The 15,417-nt window shown below is 71.1% G+C and carries 15 protein-coding genes and 1 pseudogene; 12 read left to right on the top strand and 4 right to left on the bottom strand.

All coding sequences use genetic code 11. The features are described from left to right. Positions 1-89 precede the first annotated feature (89 nt). From M3C17_RS06890 to M3C17_RS06910, 5 genes are all read left to right on the top strand, one after another. Entirely contained in the window at positions 90-1,424 is a 1,335-nt protein-coding gene (locus tag M3C17_RS06890) for a GAF domain-containing protein (RefSeq protein WP_259976894.1), read from the top strand. Between the two features lie 9 nt (positions 1,425-1,433). Continuing rightward, positions 1,434-2,546: an epoxide hydrolase family protein gene (locus M3C17_RS06895; protein ID WP_259976895.1), complete on the top strand. Its 1,113-nt coding sequence runs from the start codon at positions 1,434-1,436 to the stop codon at positions 2,544-2,546. Between the two features lie 109 nt (positions 2,547-2,655). Further along, positions 2,656-4,206 carry an aldehyde dehydrogenase family protein gene (locus M3C17_RS06900; RefSeq protein WP_259976896.1) on the top strand — a complete coding sequence of 517 codons (1,551 nt, stop codon included), beginning with the start codon at positions 2,656-2,658 and terminating at the stop codon, positions 4,204-4,206. A 90-nt stretch (positions 4,207-4,296) separates the two neighbouring features. Continuing rightward, positions 4,297-4,686, top strand: a complete 390-nt coding sequence (locus M3C17_RS06905; protein WP_259976897.1) for a DUF779 domain-containing protein — start codon at positions 4,297-4,299, stop codon at positions 4,684-4,686. After that, positions 4,683-5,099, top strand: a complete 417-nt coding sequence (locus M3C17_RS06910; protein ID WP_259976898.1) for a GNAT family N-acetyltransferase — start codon at positions 4,683-4,685, stop codon at positions 5,097-5,099. The genes M3C17_RS06905 and M3C17_RS06910 overlap by 4 nt, the downstream gene beginning before the upstream one ends. Here M3C17_RS06910 and M3C17_RS06915 read toward each other — a convergent pair. Beyond that, positions 5,089-6,003, bottom strand: coding sequence for a LysR family transcriptional regulator (locus M3C17_RS06915; protein ID WP_259976899.1), 915 nt, complete (start codon positions 6,001-6,003; stop codon positions 5,089-5,091). The genes M3C17_RS06910 and M3C17_RS06915 overlap by 11 nt on opposite strands. A gap of 105 nt (positions 6,004-6,108) precedes the next feature. Here M3C17_RS06915 and M3C17_RS06920 point away from each other — a divergent pair, with 105 nt between their 5' ends. Beyond that, the gene (locus M3C17_RS06920) at positions 6,109-7,494 is read left to right on the top strand and encodes an MFS transporter (protein ID WP_259976900.1); all 1,386 of its coding nucleotides are present in this window, start codon (positions 6,109-6,111) and stop codon (positions 7,492-7,494) included. Continuing rightward, the gene (locus tag M3C17_RS06925; protein ID WP_259976901.1) at positions 7,491-8,237 is read left to right on the top strand and encodes a 3-hydroxybutyrate dehydrogenase; all 747 of its coding nucleotides are present in this window, start codon (positions 7,491-7,493) and stop codon (positions 8,235-8,237) included. The genes M3C17_RS06920 and M3C17_RS06925 overlap by 4 nt, the downstream gene beginning before the upstream one ends. 64 nt (positions 8,238-8,301) lie before the next feature. Here M3C17_RS06925 and M3C17_RS06930 read toward each other — a convergent pair whose 3' ends face one another. Continuing rightward, positions 8,302-8,940, bottom strand: a complete 639-nt coding sequence (locus M3C17_RS06930; protein WP_259976902.1) for a TetR/AcrR family transcriptional regulator — start codon at positions 8,938-8,940, stop codon at positions 8,302-8,304. Positions 8,941-9,004: 64 nt separating this feature from the next. Between M3C17_RS06930 and M3C17_RS06935 the strand changes: the two genes are divergently transcribed. Beyond that, entirely contained in the window at positions 9,005-10,318 is a 1,314-nt protein-coding gene (locus M3C17_RS06935; RefSeq protein WP_259976903.1) for a glycosyltransferase, read from the top strand. A 216-nt stretch (positions 10,319-10,534) separates the two neighbouring features. Here M3C17_RS06935 and M3C17_RS06940 read toward each other — a convergent pair whose 3' ends face one another. Continuing rightward, positions 10,535-11,635, bottom strand: coding sequence for a DUF3137 domain-containing protein (locus M3C17_RS06940; protein ID WP_259976904.1), 1,101 nt, complete (start codon positions 11,633-11,635; stop codon positions 10,535-10,537). A gap of 148 nt (positions 11,636-11,783) precedes the next feature. Between M3C17_RS06940 and M3C17_RS06945 the strand changes: the two genes are divergently transcribed. Both M3C17_RS06945 and M3C17_RS06950 read left to right on the top strand, forming a co-directional pair. Continuing rightward, positions 11,784-12,404 carry a GNAT family N-acetyltransferase gene (locus M3C17_RS06945; RefSeq protein ID WP_259976905.1) on the top strand — a complete coding sequence of 207 codons (621 nt, stop codon included), beginning with the start codon at positions 11,784-11,786 and terminating at the stop codon, positions 12,402-12,404. Between the two features lie 22 nt (positions 12,405-12,426). Then, entirely contained in the window at positions 12,427-12,786 is a 360-nt protein-coding gene (locus M3C17_RS06950; RefSeq protein WP_259976906.1) for a hypothetical protein, read from the top strand. Between the two features lie 4 nt (positions 12,787-12,790). Here M3C17_RS06950 and M3C17_RS06955 read toward each other — a convergent pair whose 3' ends face one another. Beyond that, positions 12,791-13,378 carry an Lrp/AsnC family transcriptional regulator gene (locus M3C17_RS06955; RefSeq protein ID WP_259976907.1) on the bottom strand — a complete coding sequence of 196 codons (588 nt, stop codon included), beginning with the start codon at positions 13,376-13,378 and terminating at the stop codon, positions 12,791-12,793. Between the two features lie 152 nt (positions 13,379-13,530). Between M3C17_RS06955 and M3C17_RS06960 the strand changes: the two genes are divergently transcribed. Then, on the top strand, positions 13,531-15,114 hold the full coding sequence (locus tag M3C17_RS06960; RefSeq protein ID WP_259976908.1) for an ABC transporter substrate-binding protein: 1,584 nt from the start codon (positions 13,531-13,533) through the stop codon (positions 15,112-15,114). An 11-nt stretch (positions 15,115-15,125) separates the two neighbouring features. After that, positions 15,126-15,417, top strand: a pseudogene (locus M3C17_RS06965) (ABC transporter permease); the annotation flags it as partial.

Here is a 15,417-nt window from a genome sequence, read left to right on the forward strand (position 1 = left end):
GAGCGCCACGGCGGCGCAATGCGATATTCCGTGGGAGGGGTCCTGCTCCTACACTGAGGGCACGCACGTTCTCGACGATCGGAGATCGCGTGTCTGCACCGTGGCAGGGGTCGCGCGGGGACCTGCCGGAAGCCTCGCGTCTGCTGATCGAGCGTGCGCACGAGGAGCTCATCGCGGGCAACCTCGACGACCGACGGCTGCTGCAGGTGCGCCCGCTCGTGCGCGAGTCGTGGGAGCGGTCGTGGCGTGGCAGGGTCGGCCCCGAGGGCCCGCCGCCGCTCGACCTGCGCGCCGACGAGCTCGATGCCTACCGCCGCGCGCACCCGCTCGCCTCGGCGATGGACATGATCAGGGCGCTTCTGCTGCCCGGGAGCGCGGAGGACTCCGGCGTGGTGATCGCCGTCGGCGACCAGGCCGGACGGCTGCTGTGGATCGAGGGCGACGCACAGCTGCGCTCCCTCACCGACGGCATGGGCTTCGTCGCCGGCGCGAACTGGTCGGAGGGCGCCGTCGGCACCAGCGCCCCCGGCACGGCATTGGCCCTGGACCAGACCGTGCAGATCCGCGGCGCCGAGCACTACAACCGGCTCGTGCATCCGTGGTCGTGCACCGCCGCCCCCGTCCGCGATCCCGAGACTCAGCGCGTGCTCGGCGTGCTCGACATCACGGGAGGGCCCGAGGTCGTCAGCACGCAGGCCCGCCTCCTGGTCGACGCGACCGCGAGGGCCGTGGAGTCCGAGCTGCTGGTCGCCCGACTGCGCGGGCGCGCCGCGACCTCGCGCCCGCGCACGACGCCCCGGTTGCGGCCCACCGCCACGGCACGGGCTCGGTTGCACGTGCTCGGGAGGGACCGCGCGCGGCTGGAGACCGAGTCGGCGCACGAGGAGTCGGTGATCGAGCTGAGCGCCCGCCACGCGGCCATCCTGCTGATGCTCGCGGTGCACCGGCAGGGACTGTCGGCCGAGCGGCTCAGCGAGCTGGTGTACGGCCCCGATGTCTCCCCCGACACCCTGCGCCCGGAGATGGTGCGGCTGCGGAAGGTGCTCGAGCGGGCAGCGCCCGACCTGGTGCCGGAGTCGCGCCCGTACCGCCTCCCTGTGCCGCTGGAGACCGACGCGCACGACGTGCTGTCGCTGCTCGACCGCGGCGCGCACCGCGTGGCTCTGACCGCCTACCGCGGGCCCGTGCTGCCGGAGTCCGCCTCGCCCGGCGTGGAGGAGTTCCGTGAGACGGTGCGCGCGGCGCTGCGGGAGGTGATGCTGTCCGAGGCCAGCCTCGACGTGCTGCTCGCCTACGCCGACATCCCCGAGGGCCAGGAGGACGCGGAGGTGCTGCGCCTCGCCCTGGAGATGCTGCCGGCGCGCTCGCCGCGGCGAGCGGGTCTGGTCACCCGCATCGAGCGCGCTGTCGGTGGCCCGGAGTAGCGTCCGGGCATGTCCGAGATCCGTCCCTTCCAGCTGCACGTTCCCGATGGCGTCCTCGACGACCTGCGCGACCGGCTCCGACGCACGCGTCTGCTCGACGACTCGCCCCGCCGCATGCGCTCCGGCATGAACGCCGCGTGGCTGCGCGAGCTCGTGAGCACCTGGGCCGAGTGGGACTGGCGCGCGCGCGAGGAGTGGCTGAACGGGTTCCCGCAGTTCCTGGCCGATGTCGACGGCACCGAGATCCACTTCGCCCACCTCCGGGCCGAGCAGGACGACGCGCCCGCGCTGCTGATCATGCACGGCTGGCCGCACACCTTCGCGCTCCAGCTGGAGGCGACCGCCCACCTCCGCGACTTCCACGTGGTGGTCGCGAGCCTCCCGGGCTTCGCGTTCTCGCAGCCCTACGCCGACGGCCCGGCCGACGAGCGCCGGTTCGCCGCGACCATGCACCGGCTCATGACCGAGGTGCTGGGCTACGAGCGGTACCTGACCTACGGGGAAGACGTCTCGGCGAACGTGAGCGATCTGATCGCCGCCTCCCATCCCACGCAGATCCTCGGGATCGTGGCGACGCACGCGCACTTCGGCACACCGGAGGAGCGGGCGGCCAGCGACGACCCCGACGTGCATGCGTTCTTCGCCCGCCTCGACGCCGACCACGGCCCGCACGGCTCCTACGGCCATGTGCAGTGGGCGCGTCCGGACACGCTGGCCGTGGCGCTCAACGACTCGCCGGCCGGGCTGCTCGCGTGGATCGCGGAGAAGCTCTCCGAATGGGCGGACACCGAGGGCGACGACCCGGCGGCCGTGGAGCGCGTGATCTCCCGCGAGCGGATCCTGACCGACGCGATGGTCTATTGGGTCACCCAGAGCATCGCGAGCTCCTTCCGGCCGTACTACGAGGGGGCGGACACTCCGGAGGCGATGCCCCCGGTCACGGTGCCGGCGGCCGTCTACGTGCAACGGCACGAGCACGACTACCCGGAGGTGCTGGCGCGCGGGTACTACCGCGACCTGCGCGTGTTCGAGCGGCTCGACCGCGGGGGCCACTTCACTCTGGCCGAGGTGCCGGAGGAGATGGCGGAGCGCTTCCGGGCCTTCGCCGCGGCCCTCGACTGAGGCGATGCAACCTCCTGCAACGTTGCGCATCGGTCTGCAACGTCGGGCGACCTAGCGTCGGAGCAGCGCCGCAGGGCACCGAGGCCCCGGCACCGTCGAAGGAGACCCCATGAGCATCGTCGAAGAAGACGTATCCCTCGCCTACGCCGCACCCGGGCAGCCCGGAGCCCTCGCGACCTACCGTCCGCGCTACGGCCACTACATCGGCGGCGAGTTCGTCGAGCCGGTGAAGGGCCAGTACTTCGAGAACGTGAGCCCCGTCAACGGCAAGCCGTTCACCGAGGTCGGCCGCGGCACGGCAGAGGACGTCGATCGCGCGGTGGACGTCGCCTGGCGGGCCTTCGCCACCTGGGGCAAGACGAGTCCGGCCGAACGCGCCCTTCTGCTCACCCGCATCGCCGATCGCATGGAACAGCACCTGGAGGAGATCGCGGTCGCCGAGACGTGGGAGAACGGCAAGCCCGTGCGGGAGACCCTCGCCGCCGACATCCCGCTCGCCATCGACCACTTCCGCTACTTCGCCGGAGTCCTGCGCGCCCAGGAGGGCGGCATCAGCCAGCTGGACGAGAACACGGTGGCGTACCACTTCCACGAGCCGCTCGGCGTCGTCGGGCAGATCATCCCGTGGAACTTCCCGATCCTGATGGCGGTGTGGAAGCTCGCGCCGGCGCTCGCCGCCGGCAACTGCATCGTGATCAAGCCCGCGGAACAGACACCCGCGTCGATCCTGTTCCTGTTCGACCTCATCGGCGATCTGATCCCCGCGGGCGTCGTCAACATCGTGAACGGCTTCGGCATCGAGGCGGGGGCGCCGCTCGCCCAGCACAAGCGCATCCGCAAGGTGGCCTTCACCGGCGAGACCACGACGGGGCGTCTCATCATGCAGTACGCCTCGCAGAACCTCATCCCGGTCACCCTCGAGCTCGGCGGCAAGAGCCCGAACGTGTTCTTCGAAGACGTGGCGCGCTCGACGAGCGACCCGTACTACGACAAGGCGCTCGAGGGCTTCACGATGTTCGCGCTGAACCAGGGCGAGGTCTGCACGTGCCCGTCGCGCGCGCTCATCCAGCGCTCCATCTACGACGGATTCCTCGCCGACGGTCTGGAGCGGGTGCGGAAGGTCGTGCAGGGCAACCCGCTGGACCCTGCGACGATGATCGGCGCCCAGGCCTCGAACGACCAGCTGGAGAAGATCCTCAGCTACATCGACATCGGCAAGCAGGGTGGTGCGCGGCTCCTCGTGGGCGGTGAGCGTGCCGACCTGGGCGGAGACCTGAGCGAGGGGTACTACGTGCAGCCGACGGTGTTCGAGGGCACGAACGACATGCGCATCTTCCAGGAGGAGATCTTCGGCCCGGTGCTGTCGGTCACCTCGTTCGACGGCTTCGACGACGCGATCTCCCTCGCCAACGACACGCTGTACGGCCTGGGCGCCGGGGTGTGGAGCCGCAGCGGCGACATCGCCTACCGCGCGGGCCGGGCCATCGAAGCCGGTCGGGTGTGGACGAACACCTACCACCAGTACCCCGCGCACGCGGCGTTCGGCGGGTACAAGCAGTCGGGCGTGGGCCGCGAGAACCACAAGATGATGCTCGACCACTACCAGCAGACGAAGAACCTCCTGGTGTCCTACGCCGAAGGCCCGATGGGCTTCTTCTGAACGGCGGCTCCGGGTGGGCGGGCGAGGTGCCCGCCCGGAGTCGCTCCCGCTGGGCCGGCGTCCGTCGGCCCGTCCCGAGGAAGGAGTTCCATGGTGTCCGCCGATGCCGCCGAGCGCGTCGCCGTGACCGAGGCTGCCGCGGCGCTCGTGCGCGAGCTGACCACGCAGCACGGTCCGCTCATGTTCCACCAGTCGGGCGGCTGCTGCGACGGCTCCGCCCCCATGTGCTTCCCGGTGGGGATGTTCCTCGTCGGTCAGGGCGACGTGCTGCTCGGCGCGCTCGACGTCGGCCTCGACGACCCGGTCGAGGTGTACATGTCGGCGTCGCAGTTCGAGTACTGGAAGTACACGCACCTCACGATCGATGTCGTCCCCGGCCGCGGCGCCGGCTTCAGCGTGGAGGGTCCGACCGGCCTGCGCTTCCTCATCCGCTCCCGCATGCTCGCCCCCGCCGAGCTCGCACACCTCGGCCTCGAGTGAGTCTCAAGGCACGGCGCAACGAGAAGAGCGGCGCGTCCCGCACGATGGTCTCCGTCACGCGCGAGGGCCGAGTCGCCGGGTACTACTGCCTGTCCGCCAGCTCGCTCGACCGCGCCGAGGGGCCGCCGTCGTTGTCCGCGGGTATGCCGTCATCGGTCCCGGTGGTCCTCCTCGGTCGGCTCGCCGTCGACCGGGAGTTCGCGGGCCTCGGCCTCGGCGCCTCGCTCCTGCAGCACGCGACCCTCCGTGCGCTGGAGGCCGCGGCCACGATCGGCGTCCACGCCCTCCTCGTCCACGCCATCAGCGACGAGGTCGTGCCGTTCTACGAGCGCTTCGGCTTCACGGGCTTTCCGGGCGAACGCCGCACACTGTACCTGCTGACCAAGGACGCCCGGCTGACGCTCAGCCGCTGAGGCCGTCGAGCATCGGCTTGGCCGCGCGGGTGCGGGCGCGCAGAGCCTCCACGAGTGCGGCGACTGCGGGAAGCCGCAGCGACTCGGGCCGGGTCACGAGGTAGTACGGCAGCTTCTCCGCGAAGACCGACGGCAGCAGGCGCACCAGGTCGGCGTGGCGGTCGGCGGCGAAGCACGGGAGCAGGCCGATGCCGGCACCGGCACGCGTGGCCTCCACGTGCACGAACACGTTGGTCGAGGTGAGCCCGTCCTGCATCCCCGGCACGAGTCGCCGCGGCAGGTCGAGCGCATCCACCTGGAGCATCGAGTCGACGAAGTACACGAGCCGGTGCTGCTCGACCTCCTCGCGGGTGCCGGGGGTGCCGGTGCGCGCGAGGTAGTCGCGGGAGGCGTACATGCCCAGCGTGTAGGTCCCGAGCTTCACGGCGTGGGCGCGGCGGGTCTGCGGGGCGCCGACCACCACCTCCAGGTCGAGGCCTGCGCGATGCTCGGCCGCGCGTCGGGTCGCGGCGACGATCTCCACGGTCAGCCGGGGATGGGCGAGGCGCAGCTCGGCGATGGCCGGCGCGGCGATGTACGCGCTGAAGCCGTCGGTGGCCGACATGCGCACCACCCCGGCGATCGGGTCGGGGGCATCGCCGCCGCCGTCGTCGAGCTGGGACAGCGCGGCCTCGATGCGTCCGCCGGTCTCCGCTGCCGAGCGGCCGAGGTCGGTCAGCTCCCACCCGCCCGCGGACTGCGCGATCACGCGACCACCGAGGGCGTCTTCGAGGGCGGCGATGCGTCGGGCGACCGTCGTGTGGTCGAGGCCGAGGTGCGCGGCGGCGCTCGTGTAGCGGCCGGTGCGGGCCACGGCGAGCAGCACGAGCAGATCGTCCGCGCGAGGGCGCCTGGCCGCATCCATTCTGCAATTATGCACATCAGCTGCGCGGGACTGGGCATTGCTGCAATCCGCAGTCCTCCCGACACTGGACGAGTGGTGTCACCGTCGACACCCCGAAGGAGAGACATGGCATCCTCGACCAGCGCATCCCGCAGCGCCGCCCCCGCACCGTCGACCTCGAAGCTCAAGCGCGTCGTCGCCGCCTCCATGGCCGGCACCGTCGTGGAGTGGTACGAGTTCTTCCTCTACGCCACCGCCGCGAGCCTCGTGTTCGGCACCTACTTCTTCCCGGCCACCGGGTCGCCGCTCGACGGCATCATCGCCGCCTTCGTCACCTACGCGGTGGGCTTCATCGCGCGCCCACTCGGCGGCATCGTGTTCGGGCAGATCGGCGACCGCTTCGGCCGCAAGCCCACACTGCAGGCCACGATCATCCTCGTCGGCGCCGCCACCTTCCTGATGGGCTGCCTGCCCGGGTTCCAGAGCATCGGCTACTGGGCTCCCGCGATGCTCGTCGCGCTGCGGTTCATCCAGGGCTTCGCGGTCGGTGGTGAGTGGGGCGGCGCCGTGCTCCTGGTCGCCGAACAGAGCCCCGACCGCTCGCGCGCCTTCTGGTCGAGCTGGCCGCAGGCGGCGGTGCCGGTGGGCAACCTGCTCGCCACGCTCGTGCTGCTGGTGAGCTCGTGGGTCATGAGCTCGGCGGCGTTCCTCGAGTGGGGCTGGCGCATCGCATTCTGGCTGTCCGCGGTGATCGTCCTCGTCGGCTACTACATCCGCCGTCACGTGGAGGAGGCGCCGATCTTCCTGGAGGCGAAGGCGCAGGTCGAGACCGAGAAGGCGACGTCGTACGGCGTGGTCGAGGTGCTGCGTCGCTACCCGATCGGCATCCTCCAGGCGATGGGCCTGCGCTTCGCCGAGAACATCGTGTACTACATCGTGGTCAGCTTCACGATCGTCTACCTCAAGACCGTGCACGAGTACGACACCAGCCAGCTCCTGCTCGCGCTGCTCATCGCGCACGTCGTGCACTTCGCGGTGATCCCGCAGGCGGGCCGCCTCGCCGACCGGTGGGGTCGCAAGCCCGTCTACCTCACCGGCGTGATCCTCAGCGCGACCTGGGCGTTCTTCGCGTTCCCGCTGTTCGACACGCTGAACCCGGCCCTGATCGTGCTGGCCGTGACGATCGGACTCTGCTTCCACGCCTTCATGTACGCGCCGCAGCCGGCGGTGATGTCGGAGCTGTTCCCGACGAGGATGCGCTACTCGGGCGTCTCGCTCGGTTCCCAGGTGACCGCGATCCTCGCGGGGTCCCTCGCCCCGATCCTGGCGATCCAGTGGCTGCGCGACTTCGGGTCGTGGCTGCCCATCGCGATCTACATCGTCGTCGCGTGCGTCATCACCGGGATCGCGGTGCTGTCGCTGCGCGAGACGAAGGGGGCCTCCCTGCAGGCCATCGACGACGCCGACGCCGCCCGGACGAACGCACGACTGGCCGCGGAGGCCGCCGCGTGACCGACCTGCACGGACGCACGGCCCTCGTCACCGGCGGCGCGAGCGGGATCGGGGCGGCCTGCGCCCGCGCGCTCGCCGCGGCGGGGGCCCGCGTCACGGTCGCCGACATCGACGGTGATGCCGCGGGAGCGCTGGCGGCCGAGCTCGGGGGAGAGGCCTGGCAGGTCGACCTCACCGACGTGCGCGCGCTCGACGGCGTACGGCTCGACACCGACATCCTCGTGAACAACGCGGGCGTGCAGCACGTGAGCCCGATCGAGGAGTTCGACCCCGAGCGCTTCTCATTCATCCTGCGGCTGATGCTGGAGGCGCCGTTCCTGCTGATCCGCGCGGCACTCCCCGCCATGTACGACCGGGGGCACGGGCGCATCATCAACGTGTCGAGCGTGCACGGCCTGCGGGCCTCGCCGTTCAAGTCGGCCTACGTCGCGGCCAAGCACGGGTTGGAGGGCTTGTCGAAGGTCACGGCCCTGGAAGGCGCGGCGCACGGGGTGACCAGCAACTGCGTCAATCCGGGCTACGTGCGCACGCCGCTGGTGGAGCGGCAGATCGCCGACCAGGCGCGGGTGCACGGCATCCCGGAGAGCGAGGTGCTGGAGACCGTGCTGCTCACGGAATCGGCGATCAAGCGGCTCGTGGAGCCGGAGGAGGTCGCCGCGCTCGCGGTGTGGCTCGCGAGCGCCGCCGCCGCCATGGTCACCGGCGCGAGTCACACCATGGACGGCGGCTGGTCCGCGCGCTGAGACCCCTCTCGGCAGGCGACCCTGAGCGGTTGCGGCTGGGCCAGCGCTGACGGCCGACGCGGCGTCAGGCGCGGGCGAGTTCCGTGAGCACGGCGTCGCGCAGCCACGCGGCGTAGCGCTCGGGCGCCCAGCCGGCCTGCACCACGAGCTGCTGGTAGCTCTCGGGAGACAGCAGGAACGACAGCGCGTCGGCGGTGGACTCCGCGTCGCCCTCGGCGGGGGCGAGTCCGCGGCGGCGCAGCTCGGCGACGAGACCCCGATAGTCGGCGCGACGGTTGTCGAGGATGCGCTGGAGTGCGGCGTCGACCAGCGGGTCCGAGAGCGCGGCGCCGAGCAGCACCGTCCAGAGTCCGTGCCCGCGTTCGTTCGCGGTGGTGATCTGCGTGAGGACGCCGTCGAGGAACGCGTCGTCGGTGAGGGCGAGCAGGCCGGACGCGACCTCGGTGTCGGCGAGGGACTCGGCGGCCTCCGAGCCGGAGAACGTGACCTCGAACGCGGCGATCAGCAGCTCGGCCTTGGCGGCGGTCGTCTTGACGGTCTCCGCGGAGACCCCGGCCTCGCGGGCGATCGCGGCGATCGTGGTCGCTTGATACCCCTGCGTGGCGAACAGTCGGGCCGCTGCGGCGACGATCCGGGTACGGGTCTCCTGCGCCTGGCGGGCACGCAGAGCCGATCGATAGGCACGGGGAGCGGTGTCGACCATTGACTTTCCTCTAAGGGTGATGAATACTTCGACGGTACATTCAATCCTATCGGGAGCCCACGCCATGTCCAGCTACCTCCTCACCTGCACCCCCGCGCACGGCCACGTGCTCGCCCTGCTGCAGGTCGCCAGGCACCTCGTCGACTCCGGGCACGAGGTCGGCTTCCTCACCAGCAGCCGCTACGCCGACCGCGTGCTCGCCACCGGTGCCCGTTTCCTCCCGCTGCCGCCCGCCGCAGATGTCGACCTGGACCACGCCGACACCGCCTTCCCCGAGCGCGCAGGCCTCACCGGACCCGCGGCCCTCCGCTTCGACATGAGCACGCTGTTCGTGCGTCCGGGGGCCGCGCAGCTGGAGGCCGTGCGCGCCGAGCTCGCCGCCCGCCCTGTGGATGCCGTGCTCACCGAGCCCCTGTTCGTCGGCGGGGCCCTGCTGCAGCTGCTGCCTGCGGGGGAGCGGCCGCCCGTCGTGGTGCTCGGCATCTTCCCGCTCGGCGCCCGCAGCGTCGACACGGCCCCGTTCGGGCTCGGGGTGACGCCGCTGCCGGGGCCGGTGGGGCGGCTGCGCAATGCCGCGCTGCGTCTCGTCGCCGAGCGGGGCATCTTCGGCGGTGTGCAGCGCGAGGCCGACGCGATGGCGCGGCGCGAGGTGGGCCGCGACCTCGGCGGCTTCGTGCTCGACTGGGCGGGTCGCGCCGACGCGTACGTGCAGTTCACGGTGCCGGAGTTCGAGTACCCCCGCGCGGACCTGCCGTCCACCGTGCGCTTTGCGGGGCGTCTTCCGACGGGGAGGTCGGACGGCGCGGTGCCCGAGTGGTGGGCGGAACTGGACGGCCCGCGACCGGTGGTCCACGTGACGCAGGGGACGATCGCGAACACCGACTTCACCCAGCTCGTGCTGCCGACCGTGACCGCGCTCGCCTCCGCGGACGTGCTGGTCGTGGTCACCACGGGCGGCCGGCCGTTGGATGCCCTGCCGCGCGACCTTCCGGCGAATGTGCGTGTGGCCGAGTATCTGCCGTACGACCTGCTGCTGCCGAAGCTCGACGTGCTGGTGACGAACGGCGGCTACGGCGGCGTGCAGCAGGCGCTCGCGCACGGCGTGCCGATCGTGGTCGCCGGCAGGACGGAGGACAAGGTCGAGGTCGCCGCGCGCGTCGGCTGGTCCGGCGCGGGGGTCGATCTGCGCACGAACACGCCGACCCCCGCCCGGCTCGCCGCGGCCGTGCACCGCGTGCTCTCTCGCCCGTCGTTCCGCACCGAGGCGCAGCGGATCGGGGCGGCGATGCGGGAGGCCGACGCGTGGGTGACGCTCGACGGGGTGCTGGCCGAGCTCGCGGCGCAGTGGCCGTCTGCCGCCTCCGCATCCCGTCCGTGACCGCGAAACCCATGCGCATGCATGGTCGCAACCGGGCGCAACGTCGACCGGTATACCATTTCGCCATGCGTCACGTGACGTCAGTCCCCAGCTGACCGAACGGGCGCGGCGGCACAGCCGCCATGCGGAGGGAACGTCGAATTCCTTTCGATCCCGAGGGGGGATGGGGTGGGAGTCGCCCCCAGACGACACCCACCCCCACATCGGCAATCGCCCTCAGTTCCAGCGTGTGAGCAGCCAGAACAGGAAGAAGCCCGCCGCCACCGCCAGCGGCAGCCACGTCCCGGTGCGCTTGAGGCGGCGCCCCTGCGGCGCCACGCCCGGCGGCGGTGTGAGCAGCCCGGCCGGAGGAGCGAACGGCAGTGCATGACCGCCGGCGACGGCACCGGCGGACGGCTGCGCAGCCAGCCGCTCGTCCCGCCATCGCGCCCACTGGTCGAGCTTCGTCAGCAGCGCGCCGACGGCTCCGAACAGCCAGGCCCAGGTCGCCGGGTCGAGGGTCGACGCCTTGCGCGGCGTGTAGAGGAAGAGCCAGTCGTCGACGATCTCCACGTCGAGCTGCGCCGCACTGTCGATGAACCGCGCCATGATGTCGGGCGTGAACAGATAGAGCGCGTCCTGCTCGTAGCCCTCGGGGCAGTAGAGGGTGAAGTGCCTGTCGAAGTCGCCCTCCAGCGAGAGGCGCTGCGCGCGCTGGAACGACGCGGGCAGGTTCGAGCCGAAGCCGTTGTTGCCGGTCGCGTCGAGCACGATGTTGGGCAGCGGCGCGTCGAGCTTCACGGCGACGTAGCCCCAGCGGTAAGTGGTCGAGTTCTTCCCCGACTGCACCGTGTACTGGTAGTTGCCGAACTCCACGAAGCGCGGGTGTGTGCCGCGCACCAGGTCGGTGGCGAGCCGCGACCGGCCGAGGTGGAAGATCATGCCGGGCAGCGGCGGGTCGTCCACGCGCGGCTCGTACGTCATGCCGTTGGCCTGTGCGAAGCGGTGCAACCGGTAGCGGGTGGCGCGGGCGTTCCGCACGGCCATCCAGATGAGCACGCCCACGCCCGCCGCGACGAGCAGCAGCAGCACGACGGGGATGGCGGCGGCGCCGGACGAACCCGTGGCGGACGCCAGGCTCAGCACCACGGAGAACAGGATCGGCAGCATCACGAGCGCAGCGACGCCCACCGCCACGATGGCGACGATCGAGGAGACCGTCATGCTCCTCGTGCCGCGCGCGCGGAGCTCTGCCGCGAAGGCCCGCACGGCTGTCGGGTCGACGGGGTCGGTGAGGGGGCGGGCGTCGAAGCTCGACGCGGGCTGCGGTGCGCTCATCGGCGCTCCCCCGTGGTGTCCCCCGCGCACGAGCGACCGGTGTGCGGCGGGATGTCGCTGCTCGGGTGTGCGATCCGCTCCATGCCCTCACGCTAGCGGCAGGCGAGAAGCACCCGGGTGTCGCGCCGGTCCGGCCTATGCTGACGCTGTGCCCACCGCCCCCGACTCCCCGCGCGCCGACGACGCCTCTGCGGGGTTCGCGCCGACCTATCCGCTGCGCACCGAGCGGCTCCTCCTGCGCCCGATCGCACCGGCCGACGCCGAGGCGATGCACGCCTACAAGTCCGACCCGGATTCCGTCCGCTACGTGCCCTACGGCCCGCTGACGCTGTCCGACATCGCGCAGCGCATCGGCTCGACCTGGTCGACCACGCGGTTCGAGAAGGAGGGTGACGCGGTGTGTCTCGCCGTCGAGACGGAGGACACGCACACCCTGATCGGCGACGTCGTGCTGTTCTGGCGGAGCGAGAGGGACCGCGCGGGCGAGATCGGCTACATCTTCGATCCCCGGGCCGGCGGGCAGGGCTATGCGACCGAGGCGGTCGAGGCGCTCCTCGCGCTCGGCTTCGACGGGCTCGGCCTGCACCGTGTCATCGCGCGGATTGACGAGCGCAACACCGCGTCGGCACGCGTGGTCGAGCGGCTCGGCTTCCGGCAGGAGGCGCGGTTCGTCGAGAGCGAGTGGTTCAAGGGCGAGTGGTCGACGCTGCTCGTGTACGCGCTCCGCGAGGACGAGTGGCGCGGCAGCACCCGCGCGTCCCGCACCTGACACGATCCTCCATAATCGAGAGGTGACTGCGACTGCGACCCTTCCCTCCCTCGACGGCCGACGCTTCCGCATGGTGTCCTCCACCACGTCCGCCGTCAATCCCGATGCGCCGAGCGTGTTCGAGTACTTCGAGCGGGATGGCGCGATCTGGGGTGGCTACGAGGGCGACACCGTCACGTTCGGCAAGTTCGTCGGCACCCGCACCGGCGACACCATCTGGGTCTCGTTCGTGCACGTGCTCAAGACCGACGGCTCCGTGGTGACGGGCGATGGCGAGAGCGAGCTCGAACTCACCGACGACGGCCGCATCCGCCTGGTCGAGCACTACGAGATGCACGGGCTGCCGCAGCTGAGCGTGGTCGAGGAGATCCCCGCCGCCTGACCTGTCAGCGGGGCGGGAGGGTGTCGCGGCCGGGGGAGGCGGGCGTCCAGCGGGTCATGCCGAGCGGCACCTCGCTCGTGCGCTCCGGCAGGTCTCCGGGCAGCAGGTACGGTCGCCGGATCACCTCGTCGAGCACCACGACGCTGACGACGGTCCGCACCTCGGGCAGCTGCGCGATGACCCCGGTCGAGAACTCGTGCACGCCGCTCACGTCGACCGCACGGATCAGCAGCATCGCGTCGTGCTCGCCCGTGGTGATCGCGCACCACTCCACGTCGGGCATCTCGATGATGCGCTCCCGGAACGAGGCCCAGGCCTGCGGCATGACCGTGACGAACACGAGCGCGCCGATCGACAGCCCGGCCTTCGCCTGATCGACCCTGGCGCTGAAGCCCGTGATGACCCCGTCGTGCACGAGGGACTCGACACGCGTGTAGGCGCTGGCGCGCGAGATGCCCACCTTCTCGGCCAGGGCGGCGATCGAGACGCGACCGTTATCGCGGAGGACGTCGAGGATTCTGTACGCCGTCTCGTCGAGTTGGGCGGCACTTCGTCCAGAATGCTTCGACGGATCCGCATCCTTGCTGGACATAATGCTCCTGACATCCGGGGTTCTGGACAAAGCGTGTCTGTGTGACGGCTGCTTGCTGGACACATCGTCGCATATGATGCGAATCTGATCACCGGTCGTCCATATCCGCCACGACCGAACCCGAATGTACTCCTTCGCCCTTGGAGGCCCTCATGTCGTCACGCCGCAACACGTCGGTCATCGCGCTCGGAGCCGTCGCGCTCCTCGCGCTCGCAGGTTGCTCGGGAGGGAACTCGGCCGGCAACGGCGGCGACTCCTCCGGCTCGGACTCGCTCGTCATCGACACCGCGTTCTCGATCGAGACGACCGACCCCGGTCACACGTACGACCCGACCGGCAACATGATCGCGAAGGCGCTGTACGAGACCCTCGTCGACTTCGAGGGCTCCGACGTCTCCACCCCGGTCCCCGGCCTCGCCTCGTGGGAGCAGAACGACGCCGCGACCGAGTTCACGTTCACGCTCGAAGGCGACCGCGTGTTCTCCGACGGCTCTCCCATCGAGGCCAAGGACGTGGTGTTCTCGCTGCAGCGCATCCAGGGCATGGAGGACGCGAAGCCGAACTTCCTGCTCGGCGGCCTCACGATCGAGGAGGTCGACGAGAAGACCATCCGCTTCACCTCGGAGACCCCGCTGCTGCAGCTGCCCGCGATCCTCGCGAACCCGGCCCTCGGCATCGTGAACGCCGACGTCGTGATGGAGAACGGCGGCGCGACCGACGGCAGCGACAGCGCCCAGGGCTTCCTGGACGGCGAGTCCGCCGGCTCCGGCCCGTTCGTGCTCGACACGCTCGACCTCAGCTCGCAGGTCGTGCTGACGAAGAACGACGAGTACAACGGCGACGAGGAGTCCGAGTACTCCCGCGTGGTCGTGCGCAACGTCTCCGAGAGCGCGACGCAGCTCGCCAACCTCAAGGGCGGCGACTCGATGGTCGCGATGGACCTCAACGGCGACCAGGTCGCGGGCCTCGGCGACGACATCACGGTCGACTCGGTGCCCTCCGGCCAGACCATCTTCCTGCTGCTGAACCAGGGCGCCGCAGGCGGCGACCTCGCGAACGTCAAGATCGCCGAGGCGATCCGCTACGCGCTCGACTACGATGCGCTGCTCGAGCTGGCCGGCGCCGGCGCGGTGCAGGCGACCGGCGTCATCCCGCCCGGGTTCGAGGGCGCGCTGGAGAGCGGCGTCGAGCAGGATCTCGACAAGGCGAAGGCCGCGCTCGCCGAGGCCGGCTACACGGGCCAGACCCTGACGCTGCAGTTCCCGAACGACTACCCGGTCGGCGGCGTGGAGTTCACGCCGCTCGCCGAGCGCGTCCAGGCGCAGCTCGAAGACGCGGGCATCGCGGTCGAGCTGGCCCCCGCGCCGTTCGCCACCGAGCTCGACGCCTACGTCAACGGCACCGAGGGCTTCGGCCTGTGGTTCTGGGGCCCGGACTACGCCGACTCCGCGAACTTCCTGCCCTTCGGCCCCGGTCTGAAGGTCGGCCTGCGTGCCGGCTGGGAGGCCGCCGCCAACCCGGAGATCGCGGGCATCGCCGCGGGTGCCGCCGCGGCCACCGACCCCGAGCAGCGCACCGAGGCGTTCACCGCGTTCGCCGAGGCCATGCAGGCCGAGGGCCCGTTCGTGCCGCTGATCGTGCCGGGTCGCAACATCTCCTCCGCGTCCAGCGTGACCGGCGCCGTGTACAACTCCGTGTGGGAGATGGACATCGCCGAGATCAGCCCCGCCGGCTGAGCGGACGCACCATGACGACAGTGGCCGTGCAGAGGCAGGCGCAGCGGCGCCGCTCGCCTCTGGCCGGATACCTGCTGCGGCGGGCCGGGACCTCCCTGCTCCTGTTGGTGGGCGTGACGATCGTCACGTTCGCGCTGACCAACCTGGTGCCGGGAGACCCGGTCTCGGCCGCGCTCGGTGAGGGCGCGTCGCAGAACCCGGCGACCCGCGAGGCCTTCATCAAGGCCAACGGGCTCGACCAGCCGCTGATCGTGCAGTACTTCATCTATATGGGGAACCTGCTCCGCGGGGACCTCGGCACGG

This window comes from Microbacterium sp. p3-SID336 (assembly GCF_025143365.1).
Taxonomy (GTDB): Bacteria; Actinomycetota; Actinomycetes; order Actinomycetales; family Microbacteriaceae; genus Microbacterium.

Coding starts and splice junctions, on each gene's coding strand:
- M3C17_RS06955 (WP_259976907.1), bottom strand. CDS start 13,378: ATGTCCAGCAAGGATGCGGATCCGTCGAAGCATTCTGGACGAAGTGCC.
- M3C17_RS06905 (WP_259976897.1), top strand. CDS start 4,297: ATGGTGTCCGCCGATGCCGCCGAGCGCGTCGCCGTGACCGAGGCTGCC.
- M3C17_RS06940 (WP_259976904.1), bottom strand. CDS start 11,635: ATGAGCGCACCGCAGCCCGCGTCGAGCTTCGACGCCCGCCCCCTCACC.
- M3C17_RS06895 (WP_259976895.1), top strand. CDS start 1,434: ATGTCCGAGATCCGTCCCTTCCAGCTGCACGTTCCCGATGGCGTCCTC.
- M3C17_RS06930 (WP_259976902.1), bottom strand. CDS start 8,940: ATGGTCGACACCGCTCCCCGTGCCTATCGATCGGCTCTGCGTGCCCGC.
- M3C17_RS06960 (WP_259976908.1), top strand. CDS start 13,531: ATGTCGTCACGCCGCAACACGTCGGTCATCGCGCTCGGAGCCGTCGCG.
- M3C17_RS06920 (WP_259976900.1), top strand. CDS start 6,109: ATGGCATCCTCGACCAGCGCATCCCGCAGCGCCGCCCCCGCACCGTCG.
- M3C17_RS06935 (WP_259976903.1), top strand. CDS start 9,005: ATGTCCAGCTACCTCCTCACCTGCACCCCCGCGCACGGCCACGTGCTC.
- M3C17_RS06915 (WP_259976899.1), bottom strand. CDS start 6,003: ATGGATGCGGCCAGGCGCCCTCGCGCGGACGATCTGCTCGTGCTGCTC.
- M3C17_RS06900 (WP_259976896.1), top strand. CDS start 2,656: ATGAGCATCGTCGAAGAAGACGTATCCCTCGCCTACGCCGCACCCGGG.